Annotated in this window: 8 protein-coding genes; all 8 read left to right on the plus strand. The window is 71.8% G+C overall.

The window, feature by feature from the left end; translation table 11 throughout:
* The first annotated feature begins 515 nt into the window (after window positions 1-515).
* The 8 genes from ACIOHP_RS31665 (at window position 516) to ACIOHP_RS31700 (ending at window position 14,143) form a co-directional block, all read left to right on the plus strand.
* The gene (locus ACIOHP_RS31665; protein WP_401892885.1) at window positions 516-2,141 is read left to right on the plus strand and encodes a phosphodiester glycosidase family protein; all 1,626 of its coding nucleotides are present in this window, start codon (window positions 516-518) and stop codon (window positions 2,139-2,141) included.
* 237 nt (window positions 2,142-2,378) lie between these two features.
* Complete coding sequence (locus ACIOHP_RS31670) at window positions 2,379-3,557, plus strand: Cmx/CmrA family chloramphenicol efflux MFS transporter (protein ID WP_401892888.1); 1,179 nt, start codon at window positions 2,379-2,381, stop codon at window positions 3,555-3,557.
* Between the two features lie 143 nt (window positions 3,558-3,700).
* On the plus strand, window positions 3,701-4,279 hold the full coding sequence (locus tag ACIOHP_RS31675) for a dihydrofolate reductase family protein (protein WP_401892890.1): 579 nt from the start codon (window positions 3,701-3,703) through the stop codon (window positions 4,277-4,279).
* Between the two features lie 218 nt (window positions 4,280-4,497).
* Window positions 4,498-4,980, plus strand: coding sequence for an NUDIX hydrolase (locus ACIOHP_RS31680; protein ID WP_401892892.1), 483 nt, complete (start codon window positions 4,498-4,500; stop codon window positions 4,978-4,980).
* Between the two features lie 69 nt (window positions 4,981-5,049).
* Complete coding sequence (locus ACIOHP_RS31685) at window positions 5,050-5,859, plus strand: leucine-rich repeat domain-containing protein (protein ID WP_401892894.1); 810 nt, start codon at window positions 5,050-5,052, stop codon at window positions 5,857-5,859.
* Window positions 5,860-6,114: 255 nt separating this feature from the next.
* Window positions 6,115-8,043 (plus strand): DUF1996 domain-containing protein, encoded by a 1,929-nt coding sequence (locus ACIOHP_RS31690; RefSeq protein WP_401892897.1) that lies wholly within the window; start codon window positions 6,115-6,117, stop codon window positions 8,041-8,043.
* Between the two features lie 332 nt (window positions 8,044-8,375).
* Window positions 8,376-9,242, plus strand: a complete 867-nt coding sequence (locus tag ACIOHP_RS31695) for a DUF4132 domain-containing protein (protein ID WP_362409207.1) — start codon at window positions 8,376-8,378, stop codon at window positions 9,240-9,242.
* Window positions 9,239-14,143, plus strand: coding sequence for a DNA-binding protein (locus tag ACIOHP_RS31700; RefSeq protein ID WP_401892900.1), 4,905 nt, complete (start codon window positions 9,239-9,241; stop codon window positions 14,141-14,143). Before ACIOHP_RS31695 ends, ACIOHP_RS31700 begins: the two co-directional genes overlap by 4 nt.
* Window positions 14,144-14,217: the final 74 nt, after the last annotated feature.

Genomic DNA, 14,217 nt, shown 5'->3' on the forward strand with positions numbered 1-14,217 from the left:
AGATCTGGGCCTTGCGGTAGGGGCCGTCTCCGTCGCTGGCTGCGGGGTGTCGAAGGTGACCCAGTACAGCAACTCGCCGCTGAGCGCCTGGGCATGTTCGTTGGGCTCGGGCGCGTGCGTGGCGTCGATCGTTCCCGGAAATTCGGCCTGCCAGGGGCCGTCCCAGTCCGATGCGCGAATTACCGTGACCCGGCTGCCGGGCGGCAATGCACCTGTCGGCCATGTCTGACCCGCATCGGCGGGAGCGGGGTCGGAAGTGTCTCTCATGCCGTCCACCCTGCCCGCACCGTTGCGGAGGCGCCACAGGACAGTCACGCCTCGACACCCTGCTCCCGGGGTCTGTCTCGAGGCACGCGAGACGTCTCGATCCGGTCCTTCTCGGTCCCCCGGATATCAGCGAGGCTTTCCCTGCTCATGCCCGCGTCTTCACGCAACGGCCGTCGCGCGGAACTGTGATGACGGGTGCGGTGCTCAGGTGCCGTCGCCCACCGCACGGGCCAGAGGTCAGGAGAGGTATGTCTGTGATTGCCGAGACGCCCGCACGCACAGCACACCGTGGACAGCACAGGACCGTACGCAGCTTCGCGCTGGGGACCGTGCTCGCCCTGATCGCGTTCGCCCCGTCCGCGGCCGCGACCGAGCCGGACAGTTCGGCCGGCGAAGGCGCCATCTCGTGGACAACGCAGTACGTGGCCCCCGGAGTCGAGGTCCGTACCGGGGTGTTGAGCGCCCCGGAGGCCGCCGGAGTCTGGACCGTCACGGTCCAGGCACCCGCGGTCAACCGCCTGACCGGGGCGGCCACATGGGCGCCGCTCGGTGACCGGTCCTGGGCCGACACCACCGCCGAGAAGTTGCGGGCGGACGGGTTCGCGCCCCGCTTGGAGCGGGTGGCCTGGGACGCGTACGTGGACACACCGCGCGGCACGATGGGGTGGCAGGTCAGGGTCGGACAGTACGGCACCCAGGCCGAGGCCCGTACGCTCAACTCGGCGGTGTCGGGGGCGGGTTTCCGTACGTCCGTTGAGTGGACGGGATACGACGGGCGGCAACGCGCCGACGCGGAGCGCATCCACGTGGCCGTGATCGATCCGGACCGGCTGCGAGGCACCGTCGAGGTCAGTGACGGCGGCAATGCGGCCGATCGCGAGAAGACCTCGGCCGTCGCCGCTCGCCTGGGGTCCCTGGTGGGTGTCAACGGCGGATTCTTCGTCACGTCCGATGCGGACGGCGTACAGGGCACGACCGCCGGACTGTCGGTGGTGGACGGCGAGTTGCAGTCGATGGCGGTCGGCTCGCGCGCCGCGCTGGTCCTCGAGGACGGGGGTCGGCACGTGCGTGTCGCGGATCTGTCCACCAGCGTCACCGTGCGCGCCGGTTCCGCCGTCCACGCGGTGCAGGGCATCAACCGGGTGCCGGGCAAGGTGCGCAACTGCGGCCGTCCCGGCGCCGTACCCACCGACCTGCCCCGTCAGGACCTCACGTGTTCCCTGCCGGACGACCTGGTGAAGTTCACCGAGTCGTTCGGGGCGCCGCTGCCCACGGGCGCCGGTGTGCAGGTCGTGCTGGACGAGCACGATGTCGTCGTCTCCCGTGGCGACCGGGGCGGCTCCGTGCCCGCCGCGGGCTCCGTTCTCCAGGGTGCCGGGGCAGCAGGCGCCTGGCTGACCGAGCACGCCGAGATGGGCCGACGGCTGCATCTGCGCGAGATCGTGCGGGACGCCGCGGGACGGCAGCTGCGCCTCGGTCCCGACGATGACATCGTCAGCGCGGCTCCCACCCTCGTCGAGAACGGCCGCATCCACATCGACGCCGCCACCGAGGGCACGCTGGACCCGCTCGACCTCTCCTTCGGGTTCGCCTGGTCCAACGTCCGCCAGCCCCGCACCCTGGCCGGCATCGACCGGCACGGCAGGCTGCTGCTGGCGACCGTCGACGGACGGCAGCCCGGCGTCAGCGAAGGTTTCACACTCGCCGAAGCCGCGCGGTTCATGCGAACCCTGGGCGCTGTCCAGGCCCTCAATCTCGACGGCGGCGGCTCCAGCGCGATGGCCGTGGACGGGGCCCTGGTCAACGTGCCGTCGGACGCCGCCGGCGAGCGAGCCGTCGGCGACACCGTCCAGATCCTGCCGCGTGCGACGTAGTCCGATTCCAAGGAAACCGAGGTGCCCTGACCGGCACCGGTCGGGTACCGTGCGGGCCATGTCGAGTCCTGAGTCAGACAAGGCGGGGGCTTTCGGTCACGCCGTCAGCCCCCTGAACCACTGAGCTCATAGCTCTGCCGTCGCACCGCGTCCCGCGGTGGGACGCGAGCGCTCCTGAGGGCCGGCCGCGGTGACGAGATGCCCCTCTCGTGCCTGTCCTCACCTCGGAGCCACTCGATGCCACTCCCCCTGTATCTGCTTGCCGTGGCGGTCTTCGCCATGGGCACCTCGGAGTTCATGCTCGCCGGACTCTTGCCGGACATCGCCTCGGACCTCGATGTCACCGTCGCCACGGCAGGCGGGCTCACCTCCGCCTTCGCCATCGGCATGGTCGTCGGCGCCCCTCTTGTCGCCGCGCTTGCCCGCAACTGGCCCAGGCGCTCCAGCCTTCTCGGATTCGTCCTCACCTTCGCGGCAGCGCACGCCGTGGCGGCCGTCACCACGAGCTTTCCCGTCCTGTTCGCCACCCGGGTCGTCGCCGCGCTCGCGAACGCGGGATTCCTTGCCGTCGCGCTGACGACTGCCGCCACGCTCGTCTCACCCGACAGGAAGGGACGTGCACTGGCCGTGCTGCTGTCCGGCACGACGGTGGCCACGATCGCCGGTGTCCCTGGTGGGTCGGTACTCGGCGCGTTCCTCGGCTGGCGAGCCACATTCTGGGCTGTCGCCGCCCTCTGCTTGCCCGCAGCCCTCGGCATCCTGAAAGGAACCACAAGGGGGCGAGGGAACGAGGGAGCGACCGGCGGTCCAGCCCTGCGCACGGAGCTCGCCCTCCTCGCACAGCCGAGGTTGATTCTGGTGATGCTGCTCGGCGCGCTCGTGAACGCGGCGACCTTCGCCGGCTTCACCTTCCTGGCCCCCGTCGTGACCGACACCGCCGGGTTGAGTGAACTGTGGGTCTCCGTCGCGCTGATCCTCTTCGGCCTCGGCTCCTTCGCCGGGGTCACGGTCGCCGGCCGTCTGTCCGACCAGCAGCCCGGCCCGATCATCGCCGTCGGCGGTCCGCTGCTGCTCATCGGCTGGCCGGCCCTGGCGGTACTGGCCGACGAGCCGGTCGCCCTGCTCACCCTCGTGTTCGTGCAGGGCGCCTTGTCGTTCGCGCTGGGCAGCACTCTGATCACACGGGTCCTCTACGAGGCCGCGGGAGCCCCCACCATGGCCGGCTCGTACGCGACGGCGGCACTCAACGTCGGCGCCGCCGTCGGACCCCTCATTGCCGCGTCCACTCTCAGCACCTCGGCCGGGGCTCTCGGGCCGCCGTGGTCGAGCGGACTCATGGTCGCCGTTGCGCTGCTGATCGCGTTCCCCTTGCACGGGGTGATCGCGGCGGACCGGAACACCGAGGTGCTCCACTGACGCATGCCAGCGCCCTCTTGGCCTCGATCACTCGATCACTCGATCAGGCCAATGGCGGCGCCCAGGGCGATGAGTCTCGCCGTGGTAACCAGTCTTCATCCCCGACACACGATCAATCGCACCCTGCACTCCAGGAGAGCCTCGTGACCGCTACCTACACCTTCGACGTCTTTTCCAGCCTCGACGGCTACGGCGCCGCCGGCGGCAACTGGACCGGCTACTGGGGCAAGCAGGGCCCCGAGCTGCTCGACCACCGCCTCGCCCTGTACAGCGAGGAGCAGCGGGTGGTGTTCGGAGCGAACACGTATCGGGCGTTCGCGCGAATGCTGGCCGCGAGCACCGAGGAGTCCGACGTGCGCGACCCATGGGTCACACGAATGAGGAGCCTGCCGGCCACGGTGGTGTCGACCACTCTGGAAGGCCCCCTCGACTGGCCGGACGCGAATGTCGCGAGCGGTGACGCCGTCGACGTCGTCGCCCGGCTCAAGGAGGAGTCCGATGTGCCGTTGCGCTCGCACGGCAGCCTGTCGATGAACCGGGCGCTGATGGCCGCCGGTCTCGTCGACCGCGTCCAGGTGACCCTCTTCCCCGTGATCACCGGTCGGACCGGGGCGGACGCGATCTTCCAGGGGGCGGCCGACTTCGACCTCGAGCTCATCGAGCACCGGACGCTCGACGGCCACATCCAAGAGCTCGTCTACCGGCCCACCTTGCACGTCTGAGCCCGTACCCGTGGGCTGCGGTTGAGGCGGGCCACGTGATGAGGGTTGGCGTTGGGCCGACGCAGCCGTGCGTGAGTCGATGCGCATCGCCGATGTCGTGGTCCTGGCAGTGGCCCCCGCCGCAGCGCCACACGCGAGTCGGCCAGGACGTGGTCGCCGACAGATCGACGCGGCCCGGGCCTTGAACGGCGTTTCGAGCAGCGCATAACGTCAGGGCGGTGGGGACATCACACCGATCCGCCGCCCGGGTCATCTGTCTTGACGCCGCCCATCGCGTGCTTCTTCTGCGCTGGCGTGATCCGTTCGACGGGAGACTGCTCTGGGAGCCGCCCGGTGGCGGGATCGAGCCGGGCGAAAGCCCACTGGTGGCGGCACGTCGCGAACTGGCCGAGGAAACCGGTCTCGACCCGGCTGCCGTGCTTGATCGGTCGGTGCCGGTCGACCGTGATGTGCAGTGGAACGGCAAGCGGTACATCGGCACGGAACTCTTCTATCTCGCGCAGTACGCCGAGGAGCGGCCACCGCTCGTGCGGACCGGTCTGCTCCCCGATGAGGAGGCCAGCCTGGACACGCACTCCTGGATCGCGTGGTCGGATCTGGACTCCCAAGTCGACCCGGTCGAGCCACCGCAGTTGTTGTCCGTGCTCGGCGACTTGATGCCGGAGGGCCCGTGGCGTGAGTCGGTCGAGGGCCGGCAATAGGGCGCCGGTCGACCGTCCCGGTCCGATATCCGTTGGGTGGGCCTGCGGCGTCCCTCGTATCTTGACGCCATGACGGACGAGGGAGAGCCGAGGCTCTTTGTGAACCGCTGGGGTGACACGTCGACGCCGGGACGAGGCGGACCGGAGCCCTCCACGGACAGGTGCTCGTGCTTCGACGGCTCCAAGCCGCACCCGCGCGCCAGGGTCGGGTTTCACGGCGAACGTCAGGACATCTCCGCCCCGGGCTGGCAGCGCCTGCTGGAGCTCATCGACGAGGCCGCCGCAGACGGCCGCGAGGAGTTCCGCCCCCTGGTCGAGCTCAGGCCCGAGCAGCGGCGACAGGTCGTCACCCTGCCGCCGAGCATCGCCAAGCTGACCGAGGTCAAGCACCTCATGCTCTACGGCAGCAACCTGGTGCGGATTCCGCCCGAGATCGGGGCCATGACCAGCCTGGAGGAGTTCACCCCGTACACCTCGTACCGGCTGCACTGGTTCCCGTACGAGATCACCCGGTGCCGCAAGCTCACCTCCAGCACGGTCAGCACCCGCGCGCTGTTCGGCAACTACAAGCTGCGGCCGCCCTTCCCAAGTCTGGAGCCATCCCGGGATTCCGTCATGGATCTTGATACGGCCGGCCTCGACCCCAAGCGCTGGGGAGCCACCGCCGTGCACCACTGCAGTGTCTGCGAACGGCCGATCGAGCAGAGCGGCCTCCATCAGGTGTGGATCTCGCTCCGCGTGGCCACGGACGTACTGCCGCTCCTGGTCAATGCCTGCTCGACGGCGTGTGTGGCCGCCCTGCCCGATGGCGCCGAGGACTACATTCCCGCACCCCACAAGGGTGGCCGCGTCGATCAACCGCCCTCTGACTGGGACTGACGCGCGAAGGCACCCTGACGGCGGCACCCCCGACGGCGTCCCCAGCGCTCCCGTCACCTATCAGTGTGCTGTGAATTTCCGATGCGGTTGAACAGACGTGACTCACCATCCGTATGGGGCCGGGGGGCTTTACATGCCGGGACGGACGACAGGCGCAGGAGTACTTCCGTGGGACGCAGTAATCGCAGACGCCCAACAGGTGCACGACGTGCGACCTTCGCAGCCGTAGCTCTGATGTTGGGGGGTGGTGGCCTGGTGGCGGTGAATGTGTACGCCTCCGCGACCGAAGGCAGCCCCGACACGAGCCAGACGACCGACGGTGGTTGGCAGGCGGGCACGATCGACTGCCCCGACGTGGGCGACACCTTGACGAACGTGCCGGACGACGCGAGGGAAGAGGTCGACAAGGAACTTGCCCAGCTGGACCAGCAGATAGCCGAGGCGTACCAGAAGTTGCAGGACCCCGCGGTGCGGGGTGACGAGGCCGCCGCAAACGGGATCATGGATCCGCTGGCGGAGAACCGCGCCGCGACGATCGAGCGCATCGCCGCCGCTCTCGAGCGCGCCGGAGAGCGCCCCGAGGGCCTCGACGAGCTGGCGGCGTGCACACTCCGCCAGTCCGACGACCAGGCCGACGCGCAGGACGGAGCCCAGGACGGCCAGAACGGCGAGGGCGATCAGGGGCAAGAGGGCGGCCAAGAGCAGGACGGTCAGGATCAGGGCGGCCAGCAGCAGGGCAACGGCGGCCAGTCCGGCAACGGCCCCGTCGCCGCCGACTTCGCCGACATCACCGCCGCACCGCCCGCCGCACAGGCCCCGAACGCCGGCGCCGAGGCCTCCCGTGGCACCTTCGCCACCAGCTGCGGCGTGAACGCGAACGGCCTGTTCAACTCGGACAACGTGATCGTGGCGCCCGGCGTGTCCAACGGCGCCCACCACTTCCACGACTACATCGGCAACCAGGCCAACAACGCCTTCGCCGACGACAACGAACTGGCCAACGGCGGCACCAGCTGCGTCGACCAGGGCGACAAGTCCTCCTACTACTGGCCCGTCCTGCGTCTGCAGAACGGCACCCAGGAGCAGGACGCGGGCGCGCCCGGCGGCGGCATCGAGGGCAACGCGGGTGAGATCGTCACGCCCAAGGACGTCACCCTCACCTTCGTCGGCAGCCCGAGCAGCAAGGTCACGGCCATGCCGCGGCTGCTGCGCATCATCACCGGTGACGCCAAGGCGTTCGTCAACGGCACCACCAACGCCAACGCCTCCTGGAGCTGCACCGGTTTCGAGGACCGCCAGTTGAAGGACAAGTACCCGGTGTGCCCCCAGGGCAGTGACGTGGTCCGCACCTTCAAGTTCCAGAGCTGCTGGGACGGTCGCAACATCGACAGCGCCAACCACCGCACCCATGTGGCGTTCGCCCAGGCCGACGGCTCCTGCCCGGCCGGCTTCCAGGCCATCCCGCAGCTGGTTCAGCGCATCGTCTACGACGTCGACGCGCCGAGCCTGCAGGATGGCGGCCGCACCGTTCCGCTCTTCGCCGTGGACGCGTTCCCGGAGCAGCTGCACAAGCCCGTCACCGACCACGGTGACTTCATCAACGTCTTCGACGAGGGCCTGATGCGGGAGATGGTCGGCTGCATCAACGAAGGCCGCCAGTGCGGAGCGGGCGCGGACGAAGAGCCCGGCGGCGGCGACGACAACGGCGGCGGCGACAACGGCAACGGCAACGGCTCAGACGACGGCTCCGACAACGGTTCCGACGACGGGGCGACCCAGGAGCCGGGGTCCGGTTCCGACAACGGTTCCGAGAAGCCCGGCGGATCCGACGACGAGCCGCAGGAAGAGCCGACGCCGACCGCCGACGTACCGAGCGGTGACGCGAGCACCGCGCCCACGGACGACGAGCCCAAGACGTACACCTCGCCCTCGGCCGCCGAGAAGCCCGTCACGCAGTCGCCCGAGGCCACGTCGTACCCCCGCGACGACAGCTCGCCGAGCGCGTCCGAGAGCGGCTCGACCGGCGTCGTGGCGCAGCCTCCGGCCGATGCCCAGCCCGCTCCGCAGGGCGGCAACGGCAGCCTCGCCGAGACCGGCACGCAGCTGTGGCCCGCCGCGGCCGGAGCGGTCCTGCTCATCTCCGGTTTCGTTCTCCTGCGCCGCACCCGGCGCCGTTACATGTGACGCCACCCCTTGGTCGGTTCGTGGCGGCATGACACGCCGTCACGAACCGACCTGGCTCGCACAGCACTTCAGACACCCCTTCATGCACGTGCGAACTGGCTGAAACAGCGCGCTCCCGTCCGCGACTGTGCAGCTCAGCGCCCACCGCGCGGACCTTTGACGGACGCGGTCGCCGCCCTTTCCACAGACGCCCGCCGAGCCCTGGTAGCGGCTCGGGGGACCGATTGTCAGTGATCGCCGCTAACGTTCCTCACATCGTCGCACTGGCGCCGGGAAGTCCCCGGCTGAACTGTGCTTTCTTCTTGCTGTCTTGGTGCGGAAGGCGGGGACTCGTGGGTTGGCTCTCGGCGGGTGACGGGTATGAAGTCGCCCTGGTGGAAGGACGGGTGGCAGCGCGTGCCACCTCGGGCCGGTCGGCGGGGCGGCAGTTGAAATCACTGCCGCGTGCGCTGCGCGACCACCCGGAGGTGGACCGGCTGCGGCGCTTCGCCGAATGGCTGGATCGGCACGCCGCGGCATGTGTCGCACAGGTCGACTCCTGGATGGTGTCGTCGCTGCCCGTGCCCACCGGCCTGCTGGCCCGGGTCTGGCCGGACGAGGCCTGGCAGGCCGCGCTGCGTGACATGGCCGTGGTGGGCGACGACCCGGAGGAGGTCGGATTCCTGCGGGGGGCCACCGAGGACGGCGAACTGCGGGTGGTGAACCTGGACGGCGAGACGGTACGGCTGTCGCCGCGCACGGTCACCCTGCCGCACCCGGTGCTGCTGCCGGACCTCGACGACATCCGGGAGTTCGCGGCGGAACTGGGCATCGTCCAGCGCGTCGAGCAGATCCACCGCGCCACTTGGCAGCGGCCCGACGACCTCGACCCCAAGGCCACCGAGATACGGGAGTTCACGGGCGGCTCGTTCCGTTCCCGCTTCGCCCTCGCCGCTCGGGCGAGTTCGCTGGGCTACCGCGTCTCCGGGGGCTACTCCACGGCTCGGGTCCGCGACGGCGGGCGCACCGTGGAGGCCTCCGTGTGGATCGGTGAGCCGTACTGGGAGGACACGGTGGAGACCGGCAGCCTCACCTGGCAGGACCAGGACGGGCGCGCCCTGCCGCTGCGGGAGGTGGGCCCGGTGGCCTGGTCCGAGGGGATGCGGATGGCCGCGGCTCTCTATGCCGGGCGTGTGATCGAGGAAGGCAAGAACGCATGAGCGGGGGGACGCAGGTGTCGAACGAGGAACTGCTGACGGCGGGCGCGGTGCTGCCGCCGGACGCCGAGGGGGGCGGCGAGCGCGCGGTGCCGCTGACGGCGCGGACCTATCGCCATCCGGGCCTCGACGACCGTGTGGTGGTGCGGCTGGTCGCCGGTGAGCTCGGGGCGGCCGAGGACCTCGCCGCCGGGTTCCTCGGCCTGGAGCCGGACGGCGAGCCGGCCGTCGTGGGGCTGGGGCTGCGCCAGTCGTTGGGCTTTCCCGAGTGGGTGCTGGTGCACCACCCCGAGGACGGCCACCACGCTTTGGGGGTCGTACCGGATCTGGAGCGGGCGGCGCGACAGGCGAAGTCCCGTCCGAAGGCCGCCCTGGACGCCTATCTGGAACTCGGCCAGCGGCTGGCCGCCTCGGTCCCGCATTTCCTGCCGACGTTCTACGAGCAGGCAGGACGGGTGTTCCTGGCCGAGGAGAACGCCACCTACGCCGCCCAGTTGTTCACCCGCGCCCGCAAGGCCGAGGCGGAGCACGGACTGACGGTGGAGGAGGAGCGTCTGGACGCGGTGTTCCTGGAGTTCGCGCTGGCCGGCGCTCTGCCGGTCAAGGTGCTGTCCGGGTACGGCAAGGAGCTGGCCGCCCGGGTACCGGCCGATGAGGCGCTGCGCCGCTTCACCCGGCTGTGTCTGCGCCGCACCGCGGGCGGTCTGCCGCCGTCCGCGCAGATGGCCAACGACCTGCGCAAGCTCGCCCGTGCCGCGGGCCAGGACGCCGACCGCGCCGAGCAGGACTATCTGGCCGAACTGCTCGGCCTGCCGGCGACGCTGCGTGCCGCGGCCGGCTGGTGGAAGGGCCACCATGCCGCCCTGGTGGCGCTGGCCGAACGGGACCGGCGGGTGCGGGGCACCCTGCTGGACATGCTCCCCGCCAGTGCCGACAGCGCGATGCCCGCGATGTGGCTGGAGGTGCTGGAGGCGTCCGGCGCGACGGCGGGGTTGTGGGACGACTCCCTGCCCGCGCAGGAGCGCCCGGGCAGCGGCACGGCGGGCTGGCTGGAGCGCTTCCTGACGTTCCGGGAGCGGGCCCGCTCCTGGCGCGCCTCCACCCGGATGCCGGAGCTGTACCCGCTGGTGGAGCGGATGGCGCCCAGCCTTCGTGCCGAACTCGCCGCGTCCGGACGGGCGTTGAAGGTGCTGCACGACATCGACCTGATCGATCTGCTGCTGTCCCTGGACGTGCCGGTGGCCACCCCGGGCAAGGACGAGGACCTGCCGCTGACGGCGTGGGCCGTGGGCGAGGGGCAGCGGGACCTGGTGCTGTTCGGTGCCGACTCCCGTTTCCGGGACGCCTTCCTGCGGGGCGCGGAGCGCTTCCACAACAACGACCAGGGTCTGCGGGCCATCCGTCTGCTGGCGGTGTCTCCCGGCGCCCGCCCCTGGCTGGCGGAGTGGGTCAGCACGGTCGTGCGACGGTTCACCGCGGTCGGGCTGCCCGGCCTGCCCAACGCGCTGACCCGGCTCGGCTGGCTCCCCGCCGAGGCGCTGGCGCTGGCCGAGGACGACGTCCGCGCCGCGGTCGGCACCGATCTCGCGCCGGTGCTGGCGCGCACCCTGCGCGCCGGGCTCTTCGACGAACTGGGCTGGCCGGCCTGGGAGGAGGCGACCGCCGCCCTCGTCCCCAAGGACCGGGTCGAGGACATCGTCGTCGCCGACGCCTGGCCCCACCTCGTGGTCGCCGGCAACGCCCAGGCGCGGGTCATCGGCGCCGACGGCACCCTGCTCACCCACGACCTGCGACTGCCCGCGAACGACGTGTCGGGCGACCCGGGGTTCCATCACGTGGACGGCGAACTGCTCGTCTACTGGAACTCCCGCAAGGACGGCCTGCGCGGCTACTGGCATCCCCGTGCCGACCGCGTCGAGTCCCTCAAGGGACCGCACGCCACCCGGGGCACCGAGATGGACTGGTACCGGGCCGACTTCCCGATCACCCTGCCCCTGCCGGACGGCGGCCGGACCACCGGACGCGGCGTCGTGCACGCCGGGGACACCACCCTGCCCGAGGAGCGGCCGCTGCTCTTCGACGGCTCCTCCTACTGGGTATGGCACGCGGACTCCGAGGACCGCGAGGCGCACGGCTGGTACGAGTACGACCCGGCCACGAACGAGCGCGGCCGCATGAGCCGCCCCGCCTTCCTGGCCGACGCCCTGCGCGACGCCCCCGAGGGCAGCACCTTCGCGGGCGGACGGCTGCGCCCCTCCCCCACCGCCGACACCACCTCGGCCTGCGCTCCCGTGGGCGGCCTGGTCGGCCTGCGCGTGGTGCAACTGCCCGACGGCTCCCGGCGCGCCGAGAACCTCGCCGGACACACCGTCACCCTGCCCGCCGAGGCAGGCAAACCGAGCGCGCTCGTCGTCTTCCCGGGCGCCGAGCGGGCCACTGCCGTCGTACGCAACAACTGGCAGCTCGAACTGGTCGACGCGGACGGCACCGTCACCGCCTGGGCCAAGACCGACCGCGCCCCCGGCGACTTCGGCGAGGGCACCCTGCTGCTGCCGCCCGTGCAGTACTGGGAGTGCCTGACGCCGCGTGACCCGGAAGGGTCCAAGGCGCTGCGGAACATCGACCGGGACACGGCCGCGGCGCTGCTGGCCGCCGCGGCGAGCGCCGACAAGGAGGCGCTGTCCGACGCCATCGGCACGCTCCTTCCGGTCACCCACGAAGCCCTCGTGACGGGCATCGCCGGCGTCGCCCGCTACGCCGCGGCGCAGCAGGCCGTGCTGGACGCCGCGGCCGCTCGCCTCACCCGCGCCCTCGAAGGCGGCCTGGAGGACGAGGGACCTGCTGGACCGGCGGACAGCGTCCTCTCGGCGGCGACGAGCGGACTCGGCGCCTCCAGGGGTTACTGGTGGAACGGTGACGACGAGGCCGACACCGTCTTCCGCTCCCTGCGTGTCCTTGCCCGGGCCGCCGGGCTCACCGGGACGGCCCTGCCCGACCGGCCGGACGTCCGGCTCCACCTCGACGGTCACCCGCTGCCCGTCGGACAGCCGGACCTGGAGTCGCTGCTCGACCGTGCGGCCGCCCTGGCCTACCGGGCGGCGTCCGGCACCACCACCGAGGAGCACCGCGAGGTGCTGCGCACGCTGCTCGCCGAGTTCGACCGTCTCGGGCTGGGCCCGGCCGCGTCCGCCCACTGGCGCAAGGTGAGCCTGCACGTGCCGGCGGCCCCGCTGCGCACGCCCGCCGGCCAATGGCGCGACGGCTCGTGGAACGGGCTGCTCCCGCTGGCCGACGGCGCGTTTCTCGCCGTCACCGGACGCCGCCTGCTGGAGGACGACGGCGGTACGTTCACGGGCTACTTCCACGACCCGGCCGGCCGGTTCGAGACACCGCAGCCGTACAAGGTGCTGGCGTCGGAGCCGCTCGGCGAGGACTCCGACACGGGACGGCTGGGCAGGTTCCTCGCCGAGCTGGCCGAGCGCGGACCGGCCCCGTGGTTCCCGGAGGCCGCCGAGGAGTTCGCCCGCCTCACCGGGGTGACCGAGACGATGGCCCGGCTGATCGTCGCCGGTCTGCCGGGGATCGACGTCTACGAGCGGAGCTTCCTGAGCACCGAGGCGCGCACCCTCATCGGGGTGAAGGTCGCCCCGGCGGCGGTCGCCAAGGACGAGCTGAGCGCCGTCGACGGCATGGTGCGTGCCGCGGTCGTGGGCGCGCTCATGCCCGCCGAACCCGCCCGGCTGTGGACCGAGGGCCCTGACGTGGCCGCGGCCGCCGCGGTGTGGAACGCGAGGGTCGGCAAGCGGGTGGCCGTGCCCGAGGAACTGCTCGGCGACGCGGGCCGCACCTTCCGGCACGCGTCCTGGCCGGTCCGGCAGGCGCTGCCCGAACTGCTGGACCCGGCAGGCTCTCCCCGGCTCAGCCGGGACCTGGAGTGGGCGGTCAAGGGCGACCGGGTCCGGCCCGTCGGTGACGACGCGGACGGGTTCACGGCGGAGACGCTGGTCGGCGCCGTCGGGTTCACGGCCTGGCTGGCCCACCGGCTGCCCGCAGGCGACCCGGTGCGGGCCGCGCTGCCGCCGGCCCTCACCGCCGTGCGGGAACGCCTCGCCCACCCCGGGCTGATGCTCGACCTGGGGCGCTACATCAGCCTCCCCGACTTCCGGAAGACCGCGGGCGCCCCCACGGAGACCGGCCCGGGCTTCGAACGGTACGGCGCCGTCGTCCTGGCCACCCACGACGACCAGCCCGCTCCGGGTGTGCGGGTCGCTCTCCTCGACGAGGCGGGCCAGGACCCGTACCTGCCCGCGGTGCGCGTCGACAACCAGCGGCCCTACACCGCCGAAGTGGCCCTGCGTCTGGTCCGCGACCAGCGGTTCGCGGCCCTCCTCGCGGACCCCGGGGAGCCGCTCGCGGGCGACCGGGGCAAGGACGGCACCTGGTGGCCGCAGGACCCGAGCCGTTCGGTGCCCGAGCTGGTGACCGAGGCGGCCAAGGAGTACGGCCTCGGCGAGGACGCCGCCACGCTCTATCTGATGCTGCTCGCCATGCCCGACCCGACCGACCGTATGACGGCCCGGTGGACGGGCTGGAAGCCGGCCCGGCTCAAGGCGGCACGTGCCGAACTGGCCGCCACCGACCTGGTGGTCGAGGCCAGCCGGACGCGGGCCGGACGCTCGCTCTTCCTGCCGGGCGGCTGGGTCTCGCAGTCGTCGCCGCGCGTTCCGCTGGAGCGCTGGAAGCTGCCGCTGTTCGCCGACGTGACCGACGAGCACGCGCCGTTCGGCGTGATCGTGCCGTTCGAGCCGGCCTCGGAGCTCTACCGCAGGGCGTGGCAGCGCGTGCGGGACGGTGACGCTCCCCGGTTCGAGGAGCTGAAGGTGCGGCGGGCCCGCCGCCGCTGACGCGACGCAGCCGGGGCGCCGCCGAGCCGCGGCGCCCCGGTCCCCCCACCTCTGTCTCCCCCACGCCCCGACCC

This window comes from Streptomyces sp. NPDC087859 (genome assembly GCF_044742595.1).
Lineage (GTDB): Bacteria > Actinomycetota > Actinomycetes > Streptomycetales > Streptomycetaceae > Streptomyces > Streptomyces canus_F.

Bases quoted from the DNA above. Each gene is read 5' to 3' on its own strand.
- ACIOHP_RS31665 (WP_401892885.1), top strand. From the start codon at position 516: ATGTCTGTGATTGCCGAGACGCCCGCACGCACAGCACACCGTGGACAG.
- ACIOHP_RS31670 (WP_401892888.1), top strand. From the start codon at position 2,379: ATGCCACTCCCCCTGTATCTGCTTGCCGTGGCGGTCTTCGCCATGGGC.
- ACIOHP_RS31685 (WP_401892894.1), top strand. From the start codon at position 5,050: ATGACGGACGAGGGAGAGCCGAGGCTCTTTGTGAACCGCTGGGGTGAC.
- ACIOHP_RS31700 (WP_401892900.1), top strand. From the start codon at position 9,239: ATGAGCGGGGGGACGCAGGTGTCGAACGAGGAACTGCTGACGGCGGGC.